16 protein-coding genes and 1 rRNA gene are annotated in these 21,155 nt (G+C 47.7%); 4 read left to right on the top strand and 13 right to left on the bottom strand.

Going from position 1 to position 21,155, the window contains the following annotated elements; genetic code table 11:
• The 12 genes from AC5ELV_RS22640 to AC5ELV_RS22585 form a co-directional block, all read right to left on the bottom strand.
• Positions 1 to 184 (bottom strand): 16S ribosomal RNA (locus tag AC5ELV_RS22640); the annotation flags it as partial.
• A 390-nt stretch (positions 185 to 574) separates the two neighbouring features.
• Complete coding sequence (locus AC5ELV_RS22635; protein ID WP_493431969.1) at positions 575 to 2,185, bottom strand: FAD-dependent oxidoreductase; 1,611 nt, start codon at positions 2,183 to 2,185, stop codon at positions 575 to 577.
• Between the two features lie 24 nt (positions 2,186 to 2,209).
• Positions 2,210 to 3,145, bottom strand: coding sequence for an ROK family protein (locus AC5ELV_RS22630; RefSeq protein WP_493431968.1), 936 nt, complete (start codon positions 3,143 to 3,145; stop codon positions 2,210 to 2,212).
• A gap of 157 nt (positions 3,146 to 3,302) precedes the next feature.
• Positions 3,303 to 4,142: a MurR/RpiR family transcriptional regulator gene (locus tag AC5ELV_RS22625; RefSeq protein WP_342427786.1), complete on the bottom strand. Its 840-nt coding sequence runs from the start codon at positions 4,140 to 4,142 to the stop codon at positions 3,303 to 3,305.
• The gene (locus AC5ELV_RS22620; RefSeq protein ID WP_493431967.1) at positions 4,120 to 4,839 is read right to left on the bottom strand and encodes an N-acetylmannosamine-6-phosphate 2-epimerase; all 720 of its coding nucleotides are present in this window, start codon (positions 4,837 to 4,839) and stop codon (positions 4,120 to 4,122) included. Before AC5ELV_RS22620 ends, AC5ELV_RS22625 begins: the two co-directional genes overlap by 23 nt.
• Positions 4,840 to 4,844: 5 nt before the next feature.
• On the bottom strand, positions 4,845 to 6,386 hold the full coding sequence (locus tag AC5ELV_RS22615) for a DUF4127 family protein (protein ID WP_493431966.1): 1,542 nt from the start codon (positions 6,384 to 6,386) through the stop codon (positions 4,845 to 4,847).
• A 97-nt stretch (positions 6,387 to 6,483) separates the two neighbouring features.
• Entirely contained in the window at positions 6,484 to 8,310 is a 1,827-nt protein-coding gene (locus AC5ELV_RS22610) for a protein O-GlcNAcase (protein ID WP_493431965.1), read from the bottom strand.
• Between the two features lie 49 nt (positions 8,311 to 8,359).
• Positions 8,360 to 9,250 carry a carbohydrate ABC transporter permease gene (locus AC5ELV_RS22605; protein ID WP_493431973.1) on the bottom strand — a complete coding sequence of 297 codons (891 nt, stop codon included), beginning with the start codon at positions 9,248 to 9,250 and terminating at the stop codon, positions 8,360 to 8,362.
• Positions 9,250 to 10,131 carry a carbohydrate ABC transporter permease gene (locus AC5ELV_RS22600; RefSeq protein WP_493431964.1) on the bottom strand — a complete coding sequence of 294 codons (882 nt, stop codon included), beginning with the start codon at positions 10,129 to 10,131 and terminating at the stop codon, positions 9,250 to 9,252. Before AC5ELV_RS22600 ends, AC5ELV_RS22605 begins: the two co-directional genes overlap by 1 nt.
• Before the next feature lie 63 nt (positions 10,132 to 10,194).
• Complete coding sequence (locus tag AC5ELV_RS22595) at positions 10,195 to 11,469, bottom strand: ABC transporter substrate-binding protein (RefSeq protein WP_493431963.1); 1,275 nt, start codon at positions 11,467 to 11,469, stop codon at positions 10,195 to 10,197.
• A gap of 183 nt (positions 11,470 to 11,652) precedes the next feature.
• Positions 11,653 to 12,219: a DUF420 domain-containing protein gene (locus tag AC5ELV_RS22590; RefSeq protein WP_013308403.1), complete on the bottom strand. Its 567-nt coding sequence runs from the start codon at positions 12,217 to 12,219 to the stop codon at positions 11,653 to 11,655.
• 292 nt (positions 12,220 to 12,511) lie between these two features.
• Complete coding sequence (locus AC5ELV_RS22585) at positions 12,512 to 12,787, bottom strand: GNAT family N-acetyltransferase (protein WP_493431962.1); 276 nt, start codon at positions 12,785 to 12,787, stop codon at positions 12,512 to 12,514.
• A gap of 193 nt (positions 12,788 to 12,980) precedes the next feature.
• Between AC5ELV_RS22585 and AC5ELV_RS22580 the strand changes: the two genes are divergently transcribed.
• The 3 genes from AC5ELV_RS22580 (at position 12,981) to AC5ELV_RS22570 (ending at position 15,505) form a co-directional block, all read left to right on the top strand.
• Complete coding sequence (locus tag AC5ELV_RS22580; RefSeq protein ID WP_493431961.1) at positions 12,981 to 13,943, top strand: ATP-dependent DNA ligase; 963 nt, start codon at positions 12,981 to 12,983, stop codon at positions 13,941 to 13,943.
• A gap of 111 nt (positions 13,944 to 14,054) precedes the next feature.
• Positions 14,055 to 14,597 carry a MarR family winged helix-turn-helix transcriptional regulator gene (locus AC5ELV_RS22575; protein WP_061830683.1) on the top strand — a complete coding sequence of 181 codons (543 nt, stop codon included), beginning with the start codon at positions 14,055 to 14,057 and terminating at the stop codon, positions 14,595 to 14,597.
• Positions 14,582 to 15,505, top strand: coding sequence for an alpha/beta hydrolase (locus AC5ELV_RS22570; protein ID WP_493431960.1), 924 nt, complete (start codon positions 14,582 to 14,584; stop codon positions 15,503 to 15,505). The genes AC5ELV_RS22575 and AC5ELV_RS22570 overlap by 16 nt, the downstream gene beginning before the upstream one ends.
• 62 nt (positions 15,506 to 15,567) lie before the next feature.
• On the opposite strand, the gene AC5ELV_RS22565 is transcribed toward AC5ELV_RS22570, so the two are convergent.
• Complete coding sequence (locus tag AC5ELV_RS22565; protein WP_317890309.1) at positions 15,568 to 16,503, bottom strand: manganese-dependent inorganic pyrophosphatase; 936 nt, start codon at positions 16,501 to 16,503, stop codon at positions 15,568 to 15,570.
• Positions 16,504 to 16,865: 362 nt separating this feature from the next.
• Here AC5ELV_RS22565 and AC5ELV_RS22560 point away from each other — a divergent pair, with 362 nt between their 5' ends.
• Positions 16,866 to 21,155 (top strand): S8 family serine peptidase, encoded by a 4,290-nt coding sequence (locus tag AC5ELV_RS22560; RefSeq protein ID WP_493431959.1) that lies wholly within the window; start codon positions 16,866 to 16,868, stop codon positions 21,153 to 21,155.

Below are 21,155 nucleotides of genomic sequence, written 5' to 3'. Positions count from 1 at the left end.
TGTATCGGGTATTAGCTACCGTTTCCGGTAGTTATCCCTGTCTTGTGGGCAGGTTGCCTACGTGTTACTCACCCGTCCGCCGCTAGGTTATTTAGAAGCAAGCTTCTAAGTAACCCCGCTCGACTTGCATGTATTAGGCACGCCGCCAGCGTTCGTCCTGAGCCAGGATCAAACTCTCCATTAAAGACCAACCGAAGTTGGTTTATAGAAAGAGCGATAAGCTCATTTTGAAACTGACGAGATAAAAATATCTCTTGTTTGATTTTGCAAGCAAAATCAATTTACTCACTCGTTGTTCAGTTTTCAAAGATCAAACATTTCTCTTTCGCTGCGTTTTTCAGCAGCTATAAGATCATATCATGTTCGTTTCAAAAATGCAAGGGTTATTTTTTCTTTTTTGAAGATTATTTCACCCAAGCTTTTCGCTTTTGAAACTGCTGTTTTGTTGTCAGCTCAAATAATATATCATAAATCCAAGCAACTTAGCAAGCAATTTTTTCGTTTTTTTATTTCAGCATAAATCCACACATCTTTCAGCTCATTTAAATCAGGCAAGGGGCTAGTTGCCCCTTCATTAGCTGATGACTCCCTCTGGCTCGAATACCTCTGCAGGCCAGTGCAGTTCCACACCTTGGCGAAGAAGAACGTTTTGAAAACATCCAAGATGCTCTGCTGATCGGCTCACTTCAATGGGATATACTTCGTTGGAGACGCAGTAAGCCGCTAGGCTTCCCGCTGATTCTCCTATATTCCATTCTGTAGGATGCAATCGATAGCAGCCATTGGCTATTTGGGTCATCCCTATATTTTTGCAGGCAGGAAGCAAATTACGCACTCTCACCGGAATAAGTGAGCCCAATGGAATTTCATAAGGATAGTTAGGGATGTAGAATGTTCGCTGAGATACCGTAGTTGGATGAAGATCCAAATGATAGCTACCTACACCTACACTGTCTGTATACCGTTTGGGTCCCTCTTCTCCCCGAAGCTCACGACTTACATCAAACTCAGATATCATATACTTGGCCTGAATTCGGCGTGACTCGCGAATATAAGCCGTTTTAGCCAGACCGTCAGATGTGCCGAGAATATCACCCCGTGGTCGAATTCCCGGATAGCCGAACCCTCCATCTAACCGGGGCGCTTCGGTTTGAAGCCAATATATTAATGAACGAGTCAACTCACGCGCTCTTTCTCGATGTTTCGCCTGCTCCTGAGCGGTGACACCGATCAATGGCCCTAGGTAATAATCATTTTGCGCCCAGTTTAAAAGAGTTACCTCGCCATCATTTAGCGATTCGCTCCATATCGAGGGATCAACAATACGACGATAATCCCATAAGGATACAATGCCCTGATCGTTAGGAAACAATGTGAACTGTTTTAGCTTGCTGGTATCATCCGCGTCTGTAGCATACCAGCTCAAAATCGGAAAACGGGAAAAGGAAGGAATATAATTGCTCCAGAAATCATAATGTTGCGGCCGCTCTATAATGAAGCTTTCCCGAGGAATATAGTCGACGGCAGCCACATGTGTGATAGATTGCATATCAAAAAGGTTAGCACACTCCAGTGCATGAGGTTCACCCGTAGCAGCCCGCGACTCCGCTCCACTCGTATGCTCCACGCCCGCCATTGGAAGGAGATCACCACATTCTGTCGCATCCAGATAAAACGTTCCGTGCAGCTCTCTAAATCCATACTTATGATCAGCGCTATTCGAGGTACGGACAGTTACAGAAGTAATACAGTCCCCATCCGTCTGAACGGCAATAGGCACGGTGTGATAATGTACTTGAACGCGCCCCGTATTCAAATAAGGAGCGAGCATATCTTCAAGCACCCGCAGAGCTACCCGTGGTTCATGGGCCAGACGGCTTACCCAGCCGTTTCCAGGGTTGAGAATGGGATTATTTCGAGCTTCTTCGGTTAACGGATAGTTCTGACGGTAATAGTCACGTACACGATTACGGAACTCACGGTATGTTGCTGTGCAGCCAAATTGTTCGATCCATCGATGCTCATCTGGGGGAACCGCCTGTGAAGTTAACTGTCCCCCTAACCAGTCCGTCTCTTCCGTCACGATGACCCTCATGCCAGCCTTCGCCGCCGCAAGAGCTGCCGATGTCCCTCCCAGACCTCCGCCAATCACAACAATGTCGGTATCAAGCCGTTTTTGCGTCATGGTCGTACCCCTTTCATTCTTGTACTAGGACTCGATCATATCGAAAGCAAGCCGTGCAGCACCGATGATTCCAGCGCGATTGCCTAACATTGCCCGGCTTACTTCCGTTTGAACTCCAAGTTGGTGCAGATGCTTTTCCAACATGGGCCACCAGACCTCTCCCGCGTCCGCTACTCCTCCACCTACAATGATCGCCTCAGGATCAAGAGTCACCGAGATGTTAGTTAGAATCACAGCTAAATCTGCGGTGTAATGATCCAATACCTGGATTGCTCCCTGGTTACCGTGAGCGGCCTCTTTCACAATCTCGTTTCCCGAGCGGTACAATTTACCGACCTGTTCCCTACCTCGACGTAACAAGGCGCTCCCCGATACATATTGTTCGGTGCACCCTTTTTTTCCGCAATTGCAGGGGTGTCCTCCGGGGAATAGAATACTGTGTCCCCAATCACCGCCGCTCCAATGAGTCCCTCTGCACAAGAGGCCATTTTCCATAAATGCACCTCCGACACCTGTTCCCAACGTGAGCATCACCAAGCGTCGCTTGCCCTTCCCCGCTCCCTGCCACGCTTCTCCAAGTAAAGCGGCGTTCGCATCATTATCAGCAACCGCTCGTAAAGCCAGTTTTTCTCTAGCCCACGTTACTAAGGATGTACCTTGCCAGCCAGGTAGGTTATCTGTGGCATACACAACTTCGCCGCTCTCCACATTCACTCTGCCAGCAGTAGCAATGCCTAGAGCACCTACATCTATATGGGCACCGAGGCTGGTATCTCCAAAAGAACGCAACAGTCCAAACACAGACTCTGACACCCGCGACAACACCCATTCACGTCCACGAGAAGCGTCCGTATCCAGCCGGATTTCATCAAGCACCGATCCGTCCCGTGCCACTATGGCGGCCTTCACCGATGTGCCCCCAATGTCGATCCCTATGACTCTGTTCACAGCAGCTGCCACCACACCAACCTCCTTGTTGCCCACATAAAAGCTTACTAACTCTTTGTACAAACCTTCTATTAATAGCAATACATGAAATAGCCACTCATAAGCACCACAAACACAAGTCATTGAACCTGTCGAAGGCGCACAGTTTTCAATTCATAACTGAAAAATCTCAATAGCTTCGTTCAATTACGGCTCTCGCTGTTTTTTCCTTCATCTGTTTGGTGTGATTCGTGTGCTTGCGAGCAAGCCCTTCGCAGATGAGGTCAATCACGAATAGTTGTGAGATTTTAGCGCCGATTGAACCACCTTCTATCGGCGCTTCCTTGCCTGCGGTCAGCAACACGATATCTGCAATGGAGGTAATGGGTGATTTCGCATAATTCGTAATTGCGATAACAGTTGCACCGTTTTGCTTGGCTTTGCGCAGCATATCGTTCGTATCCAGCGTACTTCCTGATACACTGATGCCGATAGCGACATCACCCGGGTTCATGGACACCGCCATCATCGACTGAATGTGTCCGTCTGCTACGGCCTCGGCGCGGCGCCCGATCCGTAAGAAACGGTTTTTAGCGTCCTGCGCGGAAATCCCCGAAGCACCTACGCCGAAAAATTGGACATAGCCCGCTTGATCGAGGCACGCAATCGCACGACCAAGCTCTGAATGGTCCAGCAGTCCCATACTGGAGTGCAAAATATCGAGCATGTTGTGATACACCGTACGCGTAATATCTTGTTCGTCGTCTGGGTCGGTGTTCTCCTCGCCCATATCGGTTTTACGATAAGTCTGGCTTTGCGCTAGGGAAAGTCGGAAATCCTGATAACCTTTAAAACCAATCTTCCGGCAAAAGCGCATGACGGTCGTTTCGCCTGTACCTGCAAAATCCGCCAGCTCCGTCACAGAGAAATATATGATGTCTGCGGGATGCTCCAGTACGCACAAGGCAACTTTCTGCTCCGATTTCGTTAATGAAGGATAATACGTTTTAATTCGGTCGTTCATCTCCATAGATGCATTTCACTGCCTTCCTTGCGGCATCGGCAAACCGCTGCGTAATCAATTGAGGTCTGGTAATCGCCGAGCCTACAACCACTGCATGTGCTCCCATTCGGAATGCTTCCTCAACCTGCGCTGGATCATAAATTTTGCCCTCTGCAATTAAAGGAACGGGAACCAGTTCCGACGCTCTCCGAACCAGCTCCAGATCAGGACCCTCAATCTGAGCAGAGTACGGCGTATACCCGGATAACGTGGTGGAAACGCAGTCTGCGCCAAGGGAGGCCGCATGAAGCGCCTCCTCCAGTGTCGATATGTCTGCCATGGAAGTGACTCCCTGCTCATGGGCATAATCTATGAGCCTCTTCAGCTTGCATCCCGCTGGGCGCGGTCGTAATGTGGCATCCAGCGCAATGATATCCGCGCCTGCCTTCACCAGTTCCTCCATTTCACGAAGGGTAGGCGTAATATAAATATCAGAATCATCATAATCCCGCTTAATCAAGCCAATCACTGGTAGAGAAATCGCCTGTTTAATCGCACGTACATCCGATGCGCCATTGGCGCGAATCGCTACAGCTCCACCCTGCTGTGCGGCACGCGCCATTTTGACCATAGAATCTGCTCCATGCAACGGTTCGCCTGGTAGCGCCTGACAGGATACGATCAGTCCGTGCTGAACTTTGGATAATACACCTTCCATTCCCATAGGAATCACCCTCTCTTCTCGGCATGATGCCGTACGGTCAATCCGACTTCAAAGGTGCGGTTCCACGGCATGTAGCAATCTGTAATTTCCACACGGCCTTCCGGCCCATTCACATAATCATTGAGTGCCTGCTCCAGCCGTCCGCGAATAACCGCAGCCACTGAGCCTCTTGGTCCATCGAGCATAAACTTGGTAAAACCCATCTGCTCCACAATCCCGTTATTCATAGCCGTACGTACCACAGCGCAATAACAGGCATCCTCGGCGTAGCGCAGCGACAGAAAATCCAAATGTTCCTCTGTAGAGCCATAGTGGGTATACAGCATAGACTGGGCAATGACGGTGCCCAGCGTGTTAGAACTGGTATTCCAGCCTGCATAACCTGCGAGCTTAAAAAGCATTCCTTTTTTCTTCAATAGTCTAATTAGCTTGAGATCTGCGCCGTTGGCGTAGCCCACATCAGCAACTGCAACATTTTGACCTGCATATTGCAGCATATAAGAACCGTACTCAACCAGCTCTACTACATTCCGTTGTACATCATATCCGGTCATGGCACGTTGCTGGGATGAAGCCTCTGCCATCGTGTCACCGGGTGTATTAGCCAACAAAATCAAATCAGCCTCCGCTGCTGAGGAAGCTATCAACCCACCTGCCGCCATAATCTGATATTTTAAGGTTTCGTAAAAATAACGATCTTCAAAAAGCGGAACTACGAATGCCCCCTGCAAAGCAGACAATCGGGGATACACCAGTGGGACTACATTATTCATCTTGTTAACCCAACGAGCCAGCAACGTACAACCCACTTCATCTGCCCCCGGGTACATGTATACATTCAAATCAAGCCCAAGCTCAGAAATACGGCTTCTTAGCCGCTGCTGATCCTTGGCGGTATAGCCGTAGGGAGCCGAATCATCCTGTGGGATGATCATAAAATTAATGATACCTTCTGCTACGAGATCCAGTGCAACTTCATTAGCCTCCAAATTCACATGGCGACGCCCCAGGTAATCATCCAGTATTTCCATCGGCAGACGCTCGTTGATATCAGCTAATTCGAGCAACTCTTCTGCGGTAGCGATCCCTAGCTCCTGACGATGCTCAATGAAGCCCTTTCGGAATATCTCACGACCCCAATCGGCATAGTAATCCGGTTCTTCATCAGCCAAAGAGTATTGTGGACAACGCATAATCAGTTGAAATGCATACAGAGTCAGTTGCGGATATAGTTGCTTTAGCCTGCGAAGCCGATTCACTCTATCTCTGACCTGCTCGCTCGACATACTGTGTAGTCGAGAAGGTACGATTCCTCCGTACAGCAACGTATCCATCGCAACAATGGCTCCATCAGCCGCCGCCGCGCGTTCTTCGAGCCATGCCCATAGTCTGGTCGTATCGCCAGGGGTTTTCTTTTGTCCCATCCATTCTAATGGGGGCCGCTCCATTTCCAAGTCTGTGCCCTGTGCCAGTAAATAAGGAAATTGATAATTACAGGGCCGCTCATCCAGCGGTATAAAAAGTAATCGGGTTTTTGGCTTCACCATACGTTCCACCTCTCCTGAAAATTACCGTTATCCTAACGGCAAATGATTATTTTCAGGGCAGCTATGCTGCCTTGGTTGCCTAATCCATCGCAAATACTCACAAGATCAGCCGATATTTGCCTTGTTCGTCTTGATCGACATAACCCCACTGCGCAGCAGCACGGATCGCCGGATTGCTACCCAGCCGAGCCTCCGCTTCTAAGCAAGCAGTGATACCGCGTCGCAGTTCTCCTACGATTTCGTCTGTCAGAGGCGACGGCTCGTGCTCGTCAACTGCTTCCCTCGGCGTGCTGCTCTCCCCCGACTGTGCATCGTCCTGTTGCTCGCTGCTGAGCGCAGCTTGACGCAACACCTGCCATAGGCCCACATCCAGCTCGGCACGTTCCAGCCACGGTGCGGCCTGGGACACGAATCCTGCCGCCGGATCACCGACAGGCACGCTCCGTAGGACGCTCACGGCCTGAAGCAGCCGCTCAAAGTACATATCCAGCGCAGGGATATCGCGCATTTTCAAAGCAAGGTCCACGTCCTCATACGTGTTGCCGCCTAGTCTGCTGTTCCTGTTTTGACGACAAAAAAACATCAGTTCATCCGCACGCTCTCCCGCTAACTCCCGCGCAGCCCATTCCCAAGATAGCTCAGGCATATACCGTTCACTGTTCCACATAAAGTGGGACATCGTAATGAGCGTCACTTTGGAGCATTCCCACTGATTCATCGGGTTGGCCACTATACCGGTATGCCCGCAGTCTGGTAGCCCGGAATACCGTCCGCGCAGCGGATCAAGGAATAACCGATCATGGTCACAATCATTCACCGGGATGTTATCCCACAGCCATAGCTCATGTCCAAAGAATGCATGATTATCGGCGGCATGCTGGCGACTAATCTGTGGAGCAAAAACAAAGTACCCCGTCCAGAACACCTTAATCTCCGGATGCAGCCGCTCACGGAAATCCTTTTTGTATTCGGTATCCCAATACGACCAATATTCCGAAGGACAGACCGTCAGGGTAAACTCAGGCAGCCGTTCAGCCAGCCATGTGTGAACCTTGTTCGTCAAAAAGACATGAGCGTGACCCGAGCGGCCCAGCAAATGTCGATTTTCCCCTTTGAGTACGTAGTCAATGTCATCCATTAACACAGAAAAATGACGTACGCCAATCGCAATCACGGCCGCCAGCTTTTCAGTCAATTTAAAGAAATCTTCATCACTGCCAAAGCTCAGGTCGTTCCCTGGACTGATACAATAATGAAAATCAATCTCATGCCGTTCGCAGGCTTCCCTCAATTCACAAATCTGGGCAAACGTATCCTCAGGGTACGGCTCTCTCCATAGCTCACGATGATATGGATCGTCCTTGGGGGCATACATGAATGTGTTCATCCGATGTGTAGCCATAAAACGGACGGCATCCAGCCGATCCGCGAAACTCCACGGTTTCCCATAGAAGCCCTCAATAATTCCTCTGACCGGGAAGGAAGGCTCATCCCGAATAGACACCACCGGCAGAGTACATCGCTCCTGTTCCACTTGAAGCAGGAGATGCAGGGCATCCATGCCGTATTTGAGTCCTCTTTTATTGGAAGCATGGATTTCAATCCGCCCGCCCTTCTGAATGTCCAACCGATATCCATCTGCAGCAAGCGTTCCGTCATATTCGAGCACCAACTGCACGCTTCCCCGTGTTTCAGTCGGTACACCCGGTCCTGGAGGTACAATGAGCTTGATCGGTCCCTCGGGGGCTAGCACACCTTCATACTCCTGATTCATTGCAAAGCGAGAGGATAGCTCACAGATCAGACGCGGTTCGGAGATAACCAGTCTTTCCCCGCTGTCATACACATCACGAAAATAATATTGAATCTCCTGAGGTGTTAGCCCTACACTCAAATAAGGCCCCATTCCTTCGGACAGTTCCATCGCAATCGTCTCCTTCCATTCACAGGCTCTTCGCTGCCGTGACTACTGGCTATCCTTTTACCGCTCCCGCCAAACCTTCCATATAGTAGCGCTGTGTAAACAGGAATAATATAATGATCGGCAGTACCGAAATCATTGTGCCTGCGGCAATCCAGCCGAAGTTATAGGCAAATTGACCGTTGAGATATGTGAGCGCAGCTGCCAGCGGATATAGCTCCGTATCGTTCAAAATAACGATAGGCCACAGAAAGCTGTTCCAGAACGACATCGCCTCCAACAGAGAAATTACAGCCAGCGCCGGCTTGACCAGCGGAAGCACCAGCTGCCACCAAATTCGAAACTCCGAAGCGCCGTCCATCTTACCGGAATCACGCACATCGGTGGGAATATGAATAAACGTCTGTCGCATCAGAAAAATGTTGAACACGGAGACTGCCCCAGGCAACACTACACCTAAATATGTATTGCCCAGATGAAGCCCTTGAATGGTCAGATAATGCACAATAAATGCGGTGTAGGAAGGAATAATCATCGTGGCAATCAGCAGCACAAACACCAGATTTTTGCCCTTAAAACGAAACACAGCCAAGGGATATCCTGTCAGACTGGCGAGCACCACATTGAGCACAACGCCCAACACCGTAATGATGACCGTATTCAGCATATACTTTGGAAAATTCATGAACTGCCACACCTGAACATAGTTGTCGAAATCGATAAAAGTCGGAAAAATAGCGGGCGGCGTTGAAAAAATGTTACGGCCTGGCATGAGGGATACACTAAGCAGCCATAGGAACGGTCCCATTAAAAAGAGGGCGAGAAGCACTAGTAGCACATAGATGACCGTCATTCTCAGCATTCGAGCAAGACTGCGCATGATGCGGCTGCTTTCCTTTTTAGGAAGAGATGAGCGTACCATTTTGTCATCCTTTGGATTCATCAATAGGGATTGACACCGCCTTTCCTATTGAATCGGAATACGATAATACTAAGTACGGCAATCATTGCACCGACAATTAAGCCAAGTGCTGAAGCGTACCCAAAATTAAACTGCTCCATCCCCTTTTGAAAAATATACAAGCTGGATGTCAACGTGGCCGTTCCCGGTCCACCCTTGGTTAGTACATATACTTCATCAAATACGCGAATAGCTGACATGAGCGATATAAGGGTACAGAACAGAACGTAGGGTCTCAGCAGTGGAAGAGTAATATGGACAATCAGACGCCATCGGCTTGCACCGTCGACTCTAGCGGCTTCGTACAGATCTTGAGGAATATTTTGTAATCCAGCCAGATAGAGCATCATATAATACCCGAGTCCCTTCCACATTGTGATGAACATCAGTACATACAAGGCCAAATTGCTGTCCGATAACCAGTGTATGTCTTTGCTAATCAAGCCGACTTGTATGAGCAAGTAGTTCACTACGCTGTTATTGCCCAACAGCCAGCTCCAAATTAAGGCTACCGCTACCATCGAAGTCACAACAGGGATGTAGTAGGTCGTACGAAATATTTTAATTCCCGGGATACGGCTGTTCACAAGCACGGCCATCAGGATGGAGAAAATTTGGAGAAAGGGGACAATGAGCACGTACAGCAATGAGTTCCAAATCGAAATAAGAAAGTTACGGTCCTTAAACGCCGCTTCAAAATTATCCAAGCCGACAAAATGGGTATCTGATATGACAGAGTAGTCCGTCAATGCCAGCGGGATGCTGTAAATAATAGGCCAAAATACAAAGACGGCAAGCAATAACAGTCCCGGCGTCATAAAGGCCCAGGCCGTAAAGGACTCCGACCTCAACCATTTGATCATGCTGCATCACCACCTGATTTTGATAAATGAACAGGGGAGTATTCACTTACTCCCCAGTCAAACCTATTGCTTTAAAATATCGTTCACTTCCTGCTCCAGAGCAGTAAGCGTCTGCTTCGTATCCGTGCCGTTCAATACAATATTTTGCAAAGCTCGCGCGATGGCACTGTTCACATCCTTGGCATTAGGCACACCGACCATATAATCTGTCGCCTTATCCAAGCTTTGCGCGGATACTACCTTGGCTTGTGCTTCTAATGATTTGTCAGACTGGGTAAAATATGGATCTTTAATGGAGTCTTTCGTGGAAGGTAGTGTATTCGCCGCTTTAGAAAAAGCGGTTTGACTCTCTGCGTTTGTCAAGAAAACAGCAAATTTCACTGCTTCGTCCACATGTGCAGACTTAGCAGGTACGACCAGGTCCATGGAATTGGAGAGCCGCACATCGGCTTTGCCGGTTGGGACAGGGACAGCAATTGTGTTCTTATAAACGTCCGGCGCTGCCGTTTTGATAAAATTGATGAACGTCGGGCCTGCCAGCTCGAAAGCAACCTGCTCGCCGGCATAATATTTCACTTGTTGCGAGAATTCAGCGTCTTCCTTGAGTACAACGCCATCTTCCATCTGTTTTTTTAGATTATCAATCATGGTGACTGCTTCTGGTGTATTGAACGCCGCTGCTGTCTTTTCTTTATTTAAAATAGGAATGCCGTCCACAGCGAAAAGCTTGGATACAAGCTGCTGAGCATAGCCTGCTTTGCCAATTTTTCTATTGACCTGACGGCCCCATTCAGACAATTCCTCCCGGGTTTTGGGCGGATGAGCAGGGTCCAATCCGGCGGCTTTGACAAGCTTTGTATTCATGTAAAGCACTTCTGTGCCGGTATACCAGGGTAGCGCATAAGCTTTACCGTTAATGACAGTGGAATTATAAATACCCTCGAAATAAGCAGCCTTTTCCTCGGGCGACAAATGCTCATTCATATCAACAACAGCACCCTTGGAGCCCATTTGGCTAGCAAATTCTGTATTGAGATTGACTACATCTGGACTGCTGTTGCTAGCGATACTTGTCAACAGCTTGTTGGTTACTGCGTCATAAGGGTAATCCTTCCAGTCAATTTTGACATTGGGGTTCTTCTGCTCATAATCGGCAATCACCCGATTGAAATACGGGGTAAATGTAGGTTGTAGTGCAATGGTCCAAAATTGCAGTGTTACTTTCCCTCCGTCAACCTTTTCCGACTTTGATCCTCCACCACCGCAGCTGCTCAGCAGTACAACCAGCGCCAGCATAGATACAAGCAACCGTAACCTGCCTTTCGCTTTCTTTGTCACATGGTGACCCCCTTGTTCTTAGTTGATTAAGGCAAATTATAGCAGAAATACCGCTATAGAAGGAACGTTTTTTCAATAAAATAAATTTAGAAGGAATAATTTTTCTTTAATTGGATACAAAAAAGACGCCTCTTCAGCAGAGACGCCATTTCCCTAATTCAACCCGCAAAGGGTCCACATCTATTAATAGTATGGGGCCATGAAAACGTACACCAGTACCCCGGTCAAGCTCACATATAGCCAAATTGGCATCGTCCAGCGTGCAATTTTACGATGTTTTGCTACCTGCATCGTCCATCCCCATACAACCGTGAACAGCGCCAGCGGTACGATAATCGCAGCCAGTATGCTATGCGAAATCAACAATGTAAAGTAAATCGGACGAAGGATACCCACACCGCCATATTTTGCAGTTTCCGGCGAAATGTAATGGAAGGTCAGGTAGGAAAATAAAAATAAAACGGTACTGGCAAAGGCCAGCAAAACAAAGGTTTTATGAAGCTTAATGTTCTTCTTGAAAATAGCAACCAATGCAGCCACCAGGAAAATAAATGTGAAGCTGTTAAAAATCGCATTCAACCTTGGGAAAATAGTGAGATCAAAACTGACACTCCCCTGGTATCCGATCGGCGAAAAGAACAGCAGCAAAATAATCACGTTGGCTATAATGGAAACGGTGATAATTAAGGCTGTAAAATTACGATTGCTCGTTGGAACGTACTGCTTGTCCTCACTCGCTTTATTCATCATGAGCGTCTCCTTCGTTTAAATTCAGGTTTTCATTATTTTTGCGGTCATAACCATAATATATTATATAGAACTCATAGATAACCTGTGAAGTGACAACAGTATGAACAATTTCACAGCCATCTGGCAGGAAATGTGCTTCAACATTTGAGAATAGTTCTTTACTTCCCTATATCAACGGTAGAATGCATTCTTTTTAGAAGCTTTATGCACGCAAAAAAAACACCGGGAAGGTCTGATTACCCGCTCCGGTGTTGTGTCGGTTATGCAATTAAACAGCCCTGATGATCCATATTCATTGCTGCCAGACGTCACTGTATTCCTTATGGCGCTTAAACAGAGCAAGTGCGTACGAGCAAGCAGGGATAACCTTTTTATGCTGATTCCTTGCCATATCAACCACTCTGTCGATGAGCTCCTTGCCGATTTTTTGACCCCGTAACTGCTCAGATACAAATGTATGGTCAATGACCAATGCGTGGTCATCTACGGATTTATAGCCTACTTCTGCAACTACCTGTCCATCATCCACCATAACTACTGCATGGTCCTCCTCGCGAATTTGTCTCATGAGACCAATCCCCTTTCTGACTGAAGAAAATCCCGCTACAACTCCATGCTAACGAATTACTGCAATCACTTCATGCCGACGCTAGATATCCTTATCATTCCCCTATTTAGGGATCAGCGAAACATCACATACATAAAATAGGATCTATCGTCGACACTATATTTATTCCAATTAAGGCAAGGGAGGTGCTGCGTTGCGTGCAGAAATAAAACCTATTATGCCGTTTGAACCGGAACTGAGCGAAAAAGTTCCTTTAGATCCAGGCCTTTGGCGTTATGAAATAAAATGGGACGGTACGAGAATTTTGACGTATCACGACCAGGGCAGCACACGCCTGTTCAACCGCAAGCAGCATGAACGAACGCTTTTATACCCGGAGCTTGCTCTCTTCCCCTCTTATTGTAGGGCTGATTCGGTCATATTGGACGGGGAAATGATCGCACTCGGTGCCGACGGTAAGCCTTCGTTCCATGAAATTATGCGACGGGATATGATTCGTCGGACGGATCGAATTCAGTCAGCCTATGAAGCTGTACCCGCTACTTATATGTTGTTTGATATTGTTTACCTGAACGGGGAGTGGGTTCATCTTAAACCATTACAGGAAAGACTTGAACTGTTGCATCAGATCATCATACCAAATGAACGGGTCCAACTGGCTCCTGCTCATCCTGATGGGCAAGCTCTATTTCAGGTCATGTGCAGCCAAGGAATGGAAGGCATTGTATGTAAAAAGCTGGATAGTCCGTACACATTGGGCGGAAAGGACGGACGATGGGTCAAGGTCAAAAATTATGGCGATATCATTGCCGTTATCGGTGGCTATACGCTAAACGGAGGCATTATCAACGCTGTGTTGCTGGGCCAATATGATAAACAAGGAATGCTGCGCTATATCGGGCATGTGGGTACGGGTAAGCTGACTCGGGAGGATTGGCGTCAGCTTACCGAGCGCCTGCTGCCACATACCATATCGGAGCGACCTTTTAGCAATAAACCAGATCGGCAGCAAGACGCATTTTGGGTGCAACCCATGTATACCGCCAAGGTTCAATATAGTGAGTGGCGATGGCAAGAAGGACGTACCCTGCGTCAGCCCTCCATACAAGCCTTTGTGAATCAGGGCCTCGATCAGTGTATCGGCCCCTGGATGTGACGTTTTACAGATATATTTTCAAAAAAATGCAGAACAAAGTTTGTATAAATCATTGCAACCAGTGGTTAATTAAATTACAGTTAACTAATTAACTACATCGAGGTGGATCGCATGTTCTTTTTTCTGGACTCCGAAATTCGTCAACTGGCCTATAATCTCTTTCCAGGTGGCAATAAACCGATTGGTGTTTTGGTGGATTTATTTTCCATAACGTATGAAATACGTAAAAACATGGAAAAACGTTCGCGTGAATTTGGTCTCTCCTACGGGCAATATATCGCGCTTTGTGTACTTTCAGCGCAAAGAGATGAAATGTCATCTCCTTCTGCTTTGGCTGATAAGATGGGTGTAAGCCGGGCAGCAATCAGTTCTATGGTTATTTCTCTCGAACAAGAGGGATTCATTAATAAATATGACGATCCCAATGACAAGCGGGGAGTGTTCGTGTCCCTGAACGATAAAGGAAGAAGTAAAATTCAACAGATGGATCCCTTTTTCCTAGGGCTGGCTTCACGTCTGATGTCAGACTTTAGTGAGTCGGAAATCTGTCAGTTCCAAACCTATTTGTCACGCGTACGTTCTGCGTTTGAAGATGTTAAAGGTTCGCGTCTAACCGACTCCAGAGAGGAGAGAGAAAAATGGTGCGAAGACTGAGACAAAAACTGTTCGTCAAACTTGCCCGCATATCGGCTGGCAGAATGGTAGCTGCGTCCGATTTCAAACCATCGCACTCTCCCAAAGTACATCGGAAAGAAAGGATCATCTCCACCTCTGTTGGTGACTCCAGGGTGATTGTATATGAACCTTCTCACCGGTCTGCTGATCCACTCCCTGTATTCGTTAATTTCCATGGCAGCGGTTTTGTAATGGGCAGCGCCGAAATGGATGATCCCTGGTGCCCGGTCATTGCTGAACGTGCGAATTGCGTCGTCGTTAATGTTGATTATCGCTTGGCCCCAGAACATAAATTCCCTATCCCGCTACAGGAAAGCTATGAGGTGACCCAATGGTTGTACAAGCATCCTGATGTGCTTAACGTAGATCCTCAACGCATTGCGGTCGGGGGACACAGTGCGGGTGGCAATCTAGCGGCAGCGCTGTGTCTTATGGCCCGGGATCGCAAGGAATTTCCGATTGTATATCAGGTACTGGATTACCCACCACTGGATATTGCTACAGATCCCAAATTGAAGCCCCAATTCAAGAAGGGGATTCCGCCACGAGTAGCAAAAATCTTTAATGAAAGTTATCTGAACTCACCAGATGAGGCGCGAAATCCGTTGGTTTCCCCCATTTTTGCAGAATCACTACATAATCTCCCTCCTGCTCTGATCATAACCGCGGAGTTGGACTCCTTGGCTGACGAAGCCGAGTTGTATGCCAAACGGCTGATTGAAGCAGATGTCCCCGTGAAGTATAAAAAATACATGGGTGCCGCACATGCCTTTACTCATAGCGGCGATCTCGCTGTAGCTGAAAACGCCTGGCACCTGATGAGCGATCAGTTGAAATTGGCATTTGAATTCCGCATCGGAGATGTCCTGGCAGAACTGAAGAAATAAAAATAAGCCTCCTGCTTCCACTGCCATTATGCAGTCGGGCTCAGGAGGCTTATTATTTATCATTACAAACTGTTAAAAGCGTCAGTCAATACAGGCACAATTTGCGATTTGCGCGATACAACGCCTTTTAGAACAGCCTTGTTGTCATCCAACTGAACATTATAGGCTTTCTCAACCGCTTGTGCTTGGCTTCCCAGGGCAATACCAATGGAATCACTGTTCACAATGTCTGTTACAACGAACAGGAACAGATCGAGATTTTTGGCCTCAATGGTTTGGGATAATGCAGCTTCTAGGTCAGCTTGACGAGATAACACATCGTTGACGTCTACTGCGTTCACTTGAGCAATTTCCACTTTGCGACCATTCATCTGGAATTCTTTGGCATCCAGACTTACTAACTGTTCAATGGTGTGACCACTCAAATCAGCTCCTGCTTTAAGCAAGTCAAATCCGTAACGATCTGCATCCACACCAGCAATTTCAGCCAGTTCACGAGCAGCAGCTACGTCTTGATCCGTGCAGGTTGGGGATTTGAACAACAGGGAATCGGAAATAATCGCGGACAACATTAGACCTGCGATTTCTTTCGGAATCGCTACACCATTTTCCTTGTAGAGCTTGTTCAAAATGGTGGCTGTGCAACCCACTGGCTCAGCGCGGAAGTATAGCGGCTGGCTTGTTTCAAAGTTAGCGATCCGGTGATGGTCGATGACTTCAGTTACACGTACCTTGTCAATATCAGCAGCGCTTTGCTGGCGTTCATTATGATCGACCAGAATGACGTTGTCCGTTTCTGCAGCAACCTGCTCAACCAGACGTGGCGCGCTCACTTTGAAATAATCCAGTGCATACTGCGTTTCCCCGTTCACCTCGCCCAGACGAACCGGCTCTACGTCCGCGCCCAGTTTTGTTTTTAAGTCTGCATAAGCAATAGCTGAGCAAATGGTATCCGTATCCGGATTTTTATGCCCGAAAATCAATGTTTTTGCCAACATAATCGACTCCTTTGCCTTAGGCATTTTACATAATTGTGAAACCTCAACAATTCCAATGCAGATTATATCATTAAATCTCGCATTCTCCCATTCCCCTTCGATTGTTTTCAAAAATAATCTAGTAAATTCATAACATTTCCATGGAATCTATATGTGATGTTACCCTTATTTTTTCTAAAAATATAAAAAACATATAGTAATATATCCCACCAATATGGTAAGATATGCCTCAAAACTGGCAAGTTAGTCACCAGTGGTCAATTCTATTATTTTAGATATTAAGGGAGGCGTGAGAACAACGGCAGTGGCTTCAAATCCTAGTATGTAGAGATATCATATTTTGATTGAAAAGAGGGGAATCTTTGAAAAAGCCTATCATTTTGCAAAAAATACCTGTCGTATCACTCGCTCTTGCCTTGACGGTAAGCTTATCTCTGCCGTCTTTCAGTTCTGCCGCTACTGCAGATCTGCAAATCAATTCATTTTTAAAAGCTCAGGAAGCATTAACTATTGAGGAGGCTCCGGCCTTTATCTCACCTGAGCTGAGTACAGACTCCTCCCGTCAGGTCAGAGTCATCGTACAGCTTGATGGTGAGCCCCTAGCTGTGGACAAATATGCCGCACGTTCAAGCGCCAAAGCTTTCACTTCTCAATCCGAGCAAAAAGCCGAATCTGCGATTGCCACTGAGCAAACTACGTTCGTGGACCAAGCCGCTGAGCATGGTATTTCTCTCCAGGTGAATTACCAGTACAACACGGTGCTTAACGGCTTGGAGGTCACACTGCCGGCCAATAAGATTCCGGAACTGGCTAAACTGCCAGGCGTAAAATCCATTCATGAAAACAAAACGTATTATTCCATCCCCGTACAGGACCCGCCAACACTTACAGCCAGTGAAGCCACTTATGATAACGCACCGCTGGACCAGATTGGTGTTCCTGAAGCCTGGGCCAAAGGATTGAATGGCGAGGGAATCAAGGTCGGGGTTATTGATACCGGTATCGATTATGAGCATCCGGATTTGAAGGAAGCCTATAAAGGCGGATATGACTCTTTTGAACAGGACAACGACCCTTACGAGGAACCGTTCCTTGAAAAAGAAAATGACCCATACGGTACAGGTTTTAGCGGAACGACACATGGTACTCACGTCTCCGGCACGATTGCTGGTAAAGCCGCCAATAAATCCTCGGATATTGTACAAAAGGGTATTGCCTATAAATCGGACTTATACGTGTATAAAGTGCTTGGACGCAATACCAAGACGGGTCGCTCCTCCGGCTCCTCCGCACAGGTCATTGATGGCATTGAACGCGCTGTCAAAGATGGTATGAACGTCATTAACCTGTCGCTGGGCTCGGATTCCGAAAAGGACCCGAACTCCCCGGATTCCATTGCTATTAATAATGCTGTACTTTCTGGCGTAGTCGCGGTCATAGCGAATGGTAATGCGGCACAGGAAGGCCCCTATTTTTATTCCATGGGTTCTCCCGCAACATCGCAGTTGGCGATTTCCGTCGGTGCAGCCACTTCGCCGAGCAAAAGCTTCTCGGGTACAGCTTCAGTCACCCGTGACTCCTATTGGGAGGCTAACGGTGAATTGAAAAAGACCGTAACTGATGATGCTTATGCACATTATGATTTTAATTTGATGGGCTGGGAGACAGGCAGAGAAGACTTTGCCTCCATTTTGGGAACTGCCCCTTATGAGCTCGTATATGCTAATCTGGGACAACCTGATGATTTTGAAGGGAAAGACGTAGCAGGAAAAATCGTCCTCGTTTCACGCGGCAACTTGGCATTCGTGGATAAAATCGCAAATGCGAAGGAAAACGGTGCGAAGGCCGTGATCGTTTTTAATGGGAATACGAAAGCGGGCGACATCACCAAAGCTGATTTAGGGGAAAGTATTTCAGATCGCGATGACTACGTAAATTCCAATTTGGGTGACAGCTTTGACTTTATTCCGACCTTTGACATGAAAGGCAAGGAAGGTCGCGCGCTGGCTAAACAGATCGTGGACAACGCTGGAGAGAAGTTCTCCGTTTCCTTTGGAGCAGATTATATTCGTACAGATAATGCAGGCAATACGATGGCCGGATTTAGCTCCCGTGGACCGAACGGAGATGAACTGCTTAGCATCAAGCCGGATGTGAGCGCACCGGGTGTTGGCATTTTATCAACCTACCCTGCCTTCGCCAAGTTCTATCCGGATGCTTCTTATGAGCAAGCCTACAAACGTAGTAACGGAACAAGTATGGCCTCTCCGCATGTGGCTGGACTTGCTGTTCTGCTGAAGCAGCAGCATCCAAACTGGACACCGTTTGATATCCGTGCTGCTCTGGCAAACACTTCAGTTACACTCTTTGATGAGGATAAAATCCAATATGATGTGTATTCCCAAGGTGCAGGCCTTGTAAACATCGCTAATGTGATTCAGACGCCGGCCCTGCTGGAAACCGTCGAAAAGATTACAATTCTCGATAAAAACTTTAATCGGCAGGAGGTTGTCAATTACAATCCTTCCGCCAGCTTCGGAGTGTTACGACCTGGTAGTGATGCGAAGCAGATTCAGCTTCAACTCAAAAATTTGTCGGCTAACACTGTGCAATATGAAGCCAGCACCGTTTTACATGATAATGTAACCTCTGATCCAACTAAGCCGATTGCTACACCTGACGTGAGCAACATTGCCGTTCAGTTGCAAGGTGTCGGCGCGAATGGAGCAATCTCGGCAGAACCGGGTAAATCGCAGCCGTTCTTCCTGTCTGTACAACCAAATTCGGGTGCAGCCACAGGTGTATATGAAGGGGAAGTTATTCTGAAAAGCGCGGGACTGCCAACACTTCATCTGCCGTTCGTCGTTCATGTCGGCAAAGAAAATCCTACAACTGGCTTCGGCTTGCAGGACTTGAGTGTCACCAACCCGATTATTTATCCGAGTCGTACAGGTGCTCAGCGCTCAACAGATTTGGCTTTCCGCCTGACCACAGATAAAACCAACCAGATCGCGCTTTATGTATACGGCGTTGATGATAAATTAATTGGTCTTATTGACGGCATTACGACTTCAAAAGAACAAGGAGCCAACGCTCGCCTCAAACAAGGCGCATATTCCTTTAAGGGGATTGACGGAAGTTACGTTGGATTAGATGACAATGGCAAGCCTGTGCTGGATGCTAATGGTCAACCCGTTATTCAACACTTGAAAGATGGCGTGTACAAGCTGGAAGTCAGTTCTCCGGAACTGAATGAAAAGGGCGAAGTTGAACGCAATACCGATGGTCCTAAACTGTTCACCGCCACTAAAGCTATTCGTGTGAATAATAGCGCCGCATCGGGCGGTAGTGGTGGAGGCGGTGGTGGAGGTGGCGGCAGAAGCAATACTACACCTTCTGCTGCAACGAACACATCCACCCCTGTTCCTACATCTGCTCCTTCACTTCAAAGCGTAGTGAAGCAAGGACAGGCTGTTAAAACTGTCACTACAGCCGTTGCGCTGAACAATAATGTACAGTCGCTGACAGTAGCCGATGCAGATTTGCAGGCTGCCGTGACAGCAGCAGGTTCCAGCCCGACAGCTATTGTACTGTCGGCTACTAGCCAAACAGGCCAAACGACGAAAGCATCACTCACTTCGTCACAACTGGCAACGTTGGGCAAAGCCGCAGCAGGAAGCAGCTTGATTGTAAGTAATACAGGTTCTTCTATGGCTTTGCCAGTATCCACTCTGAAAAACGTTCCTACGGGTGCAGGCATTGAAGTAGTCATCAGCAGCCAGACAGAGGCGAGCAGCACTTTTACAAGTAAGCTGAAAGGCTCTAATGTGATCGGTACCCCGGTAGGGTTCGAAGCTAACGTTGTCACTGGTGGCAAGAGTCAGTCGCTCAAAGTTGCTCCAGGACAGTTCATTAGCAGATCCTTTACCGTACCTGGTCAAATTGAATCCAATACAGCCGGTGTACTCTATACGGCAAACGGAAATGTCTATCCCGTTCCATCCGTCTTCACCAAGCAGGCTGATGGATCTACCGTCGTCAAGGTAAGCCGTCCGGGCTTCTCGACGTATGCAGCGGCGACACGTCCCGTTAGCTTTGAAGATATTTCATCGTCGTATGCCCAATCCGAAATTCAATCGCTGGCGAACAAGTTGCTGATCAATGGCACGACCCACACGACTTTCTCACCGAAGAAGAACGTGACACGTGCAGAATTTGCAACCCTGGTAACCCGGGCACTCGGCCTGACACCAGGTACTGCTGCACCATTCAGTGATATCCCGGCAGGTAGCTGGTACTCCGGCGATGTAGCAGCCGCTTATGAAGCTGGATTGATTACGGGCCGCAGCAGCGATAAATTTGATCCGAATGCTAATATCAGTCGTCAAGAAATTGCTGTCGTGCTGGGTAAAGCTGTAGATCTGCTTCAAATCAAAGCAACAGCCGATGGCCCTACACGTACACCGTACCATGATGCTTCATCCTTTGCAGGCTATGCCAAGGACAGTATTGAAAAAGTAAGTGCAGCAGGTATCATCAACGGAGAAGCGATTAAAGGCTCCTCCTACTTCCAGCCGAATGCACCTACAACGCGTGAGGCATCTGCCAAGGTACTGCACGGGCTTTTACAAAAAGCTTCGCTGATTAACTAA

Source organism: Paenibacillus sp. NMA1017 (genome assembly GCF_058895805.1).
This window is presented reverse-complemented; position numbering and strand designations above follow the sequence as displayed.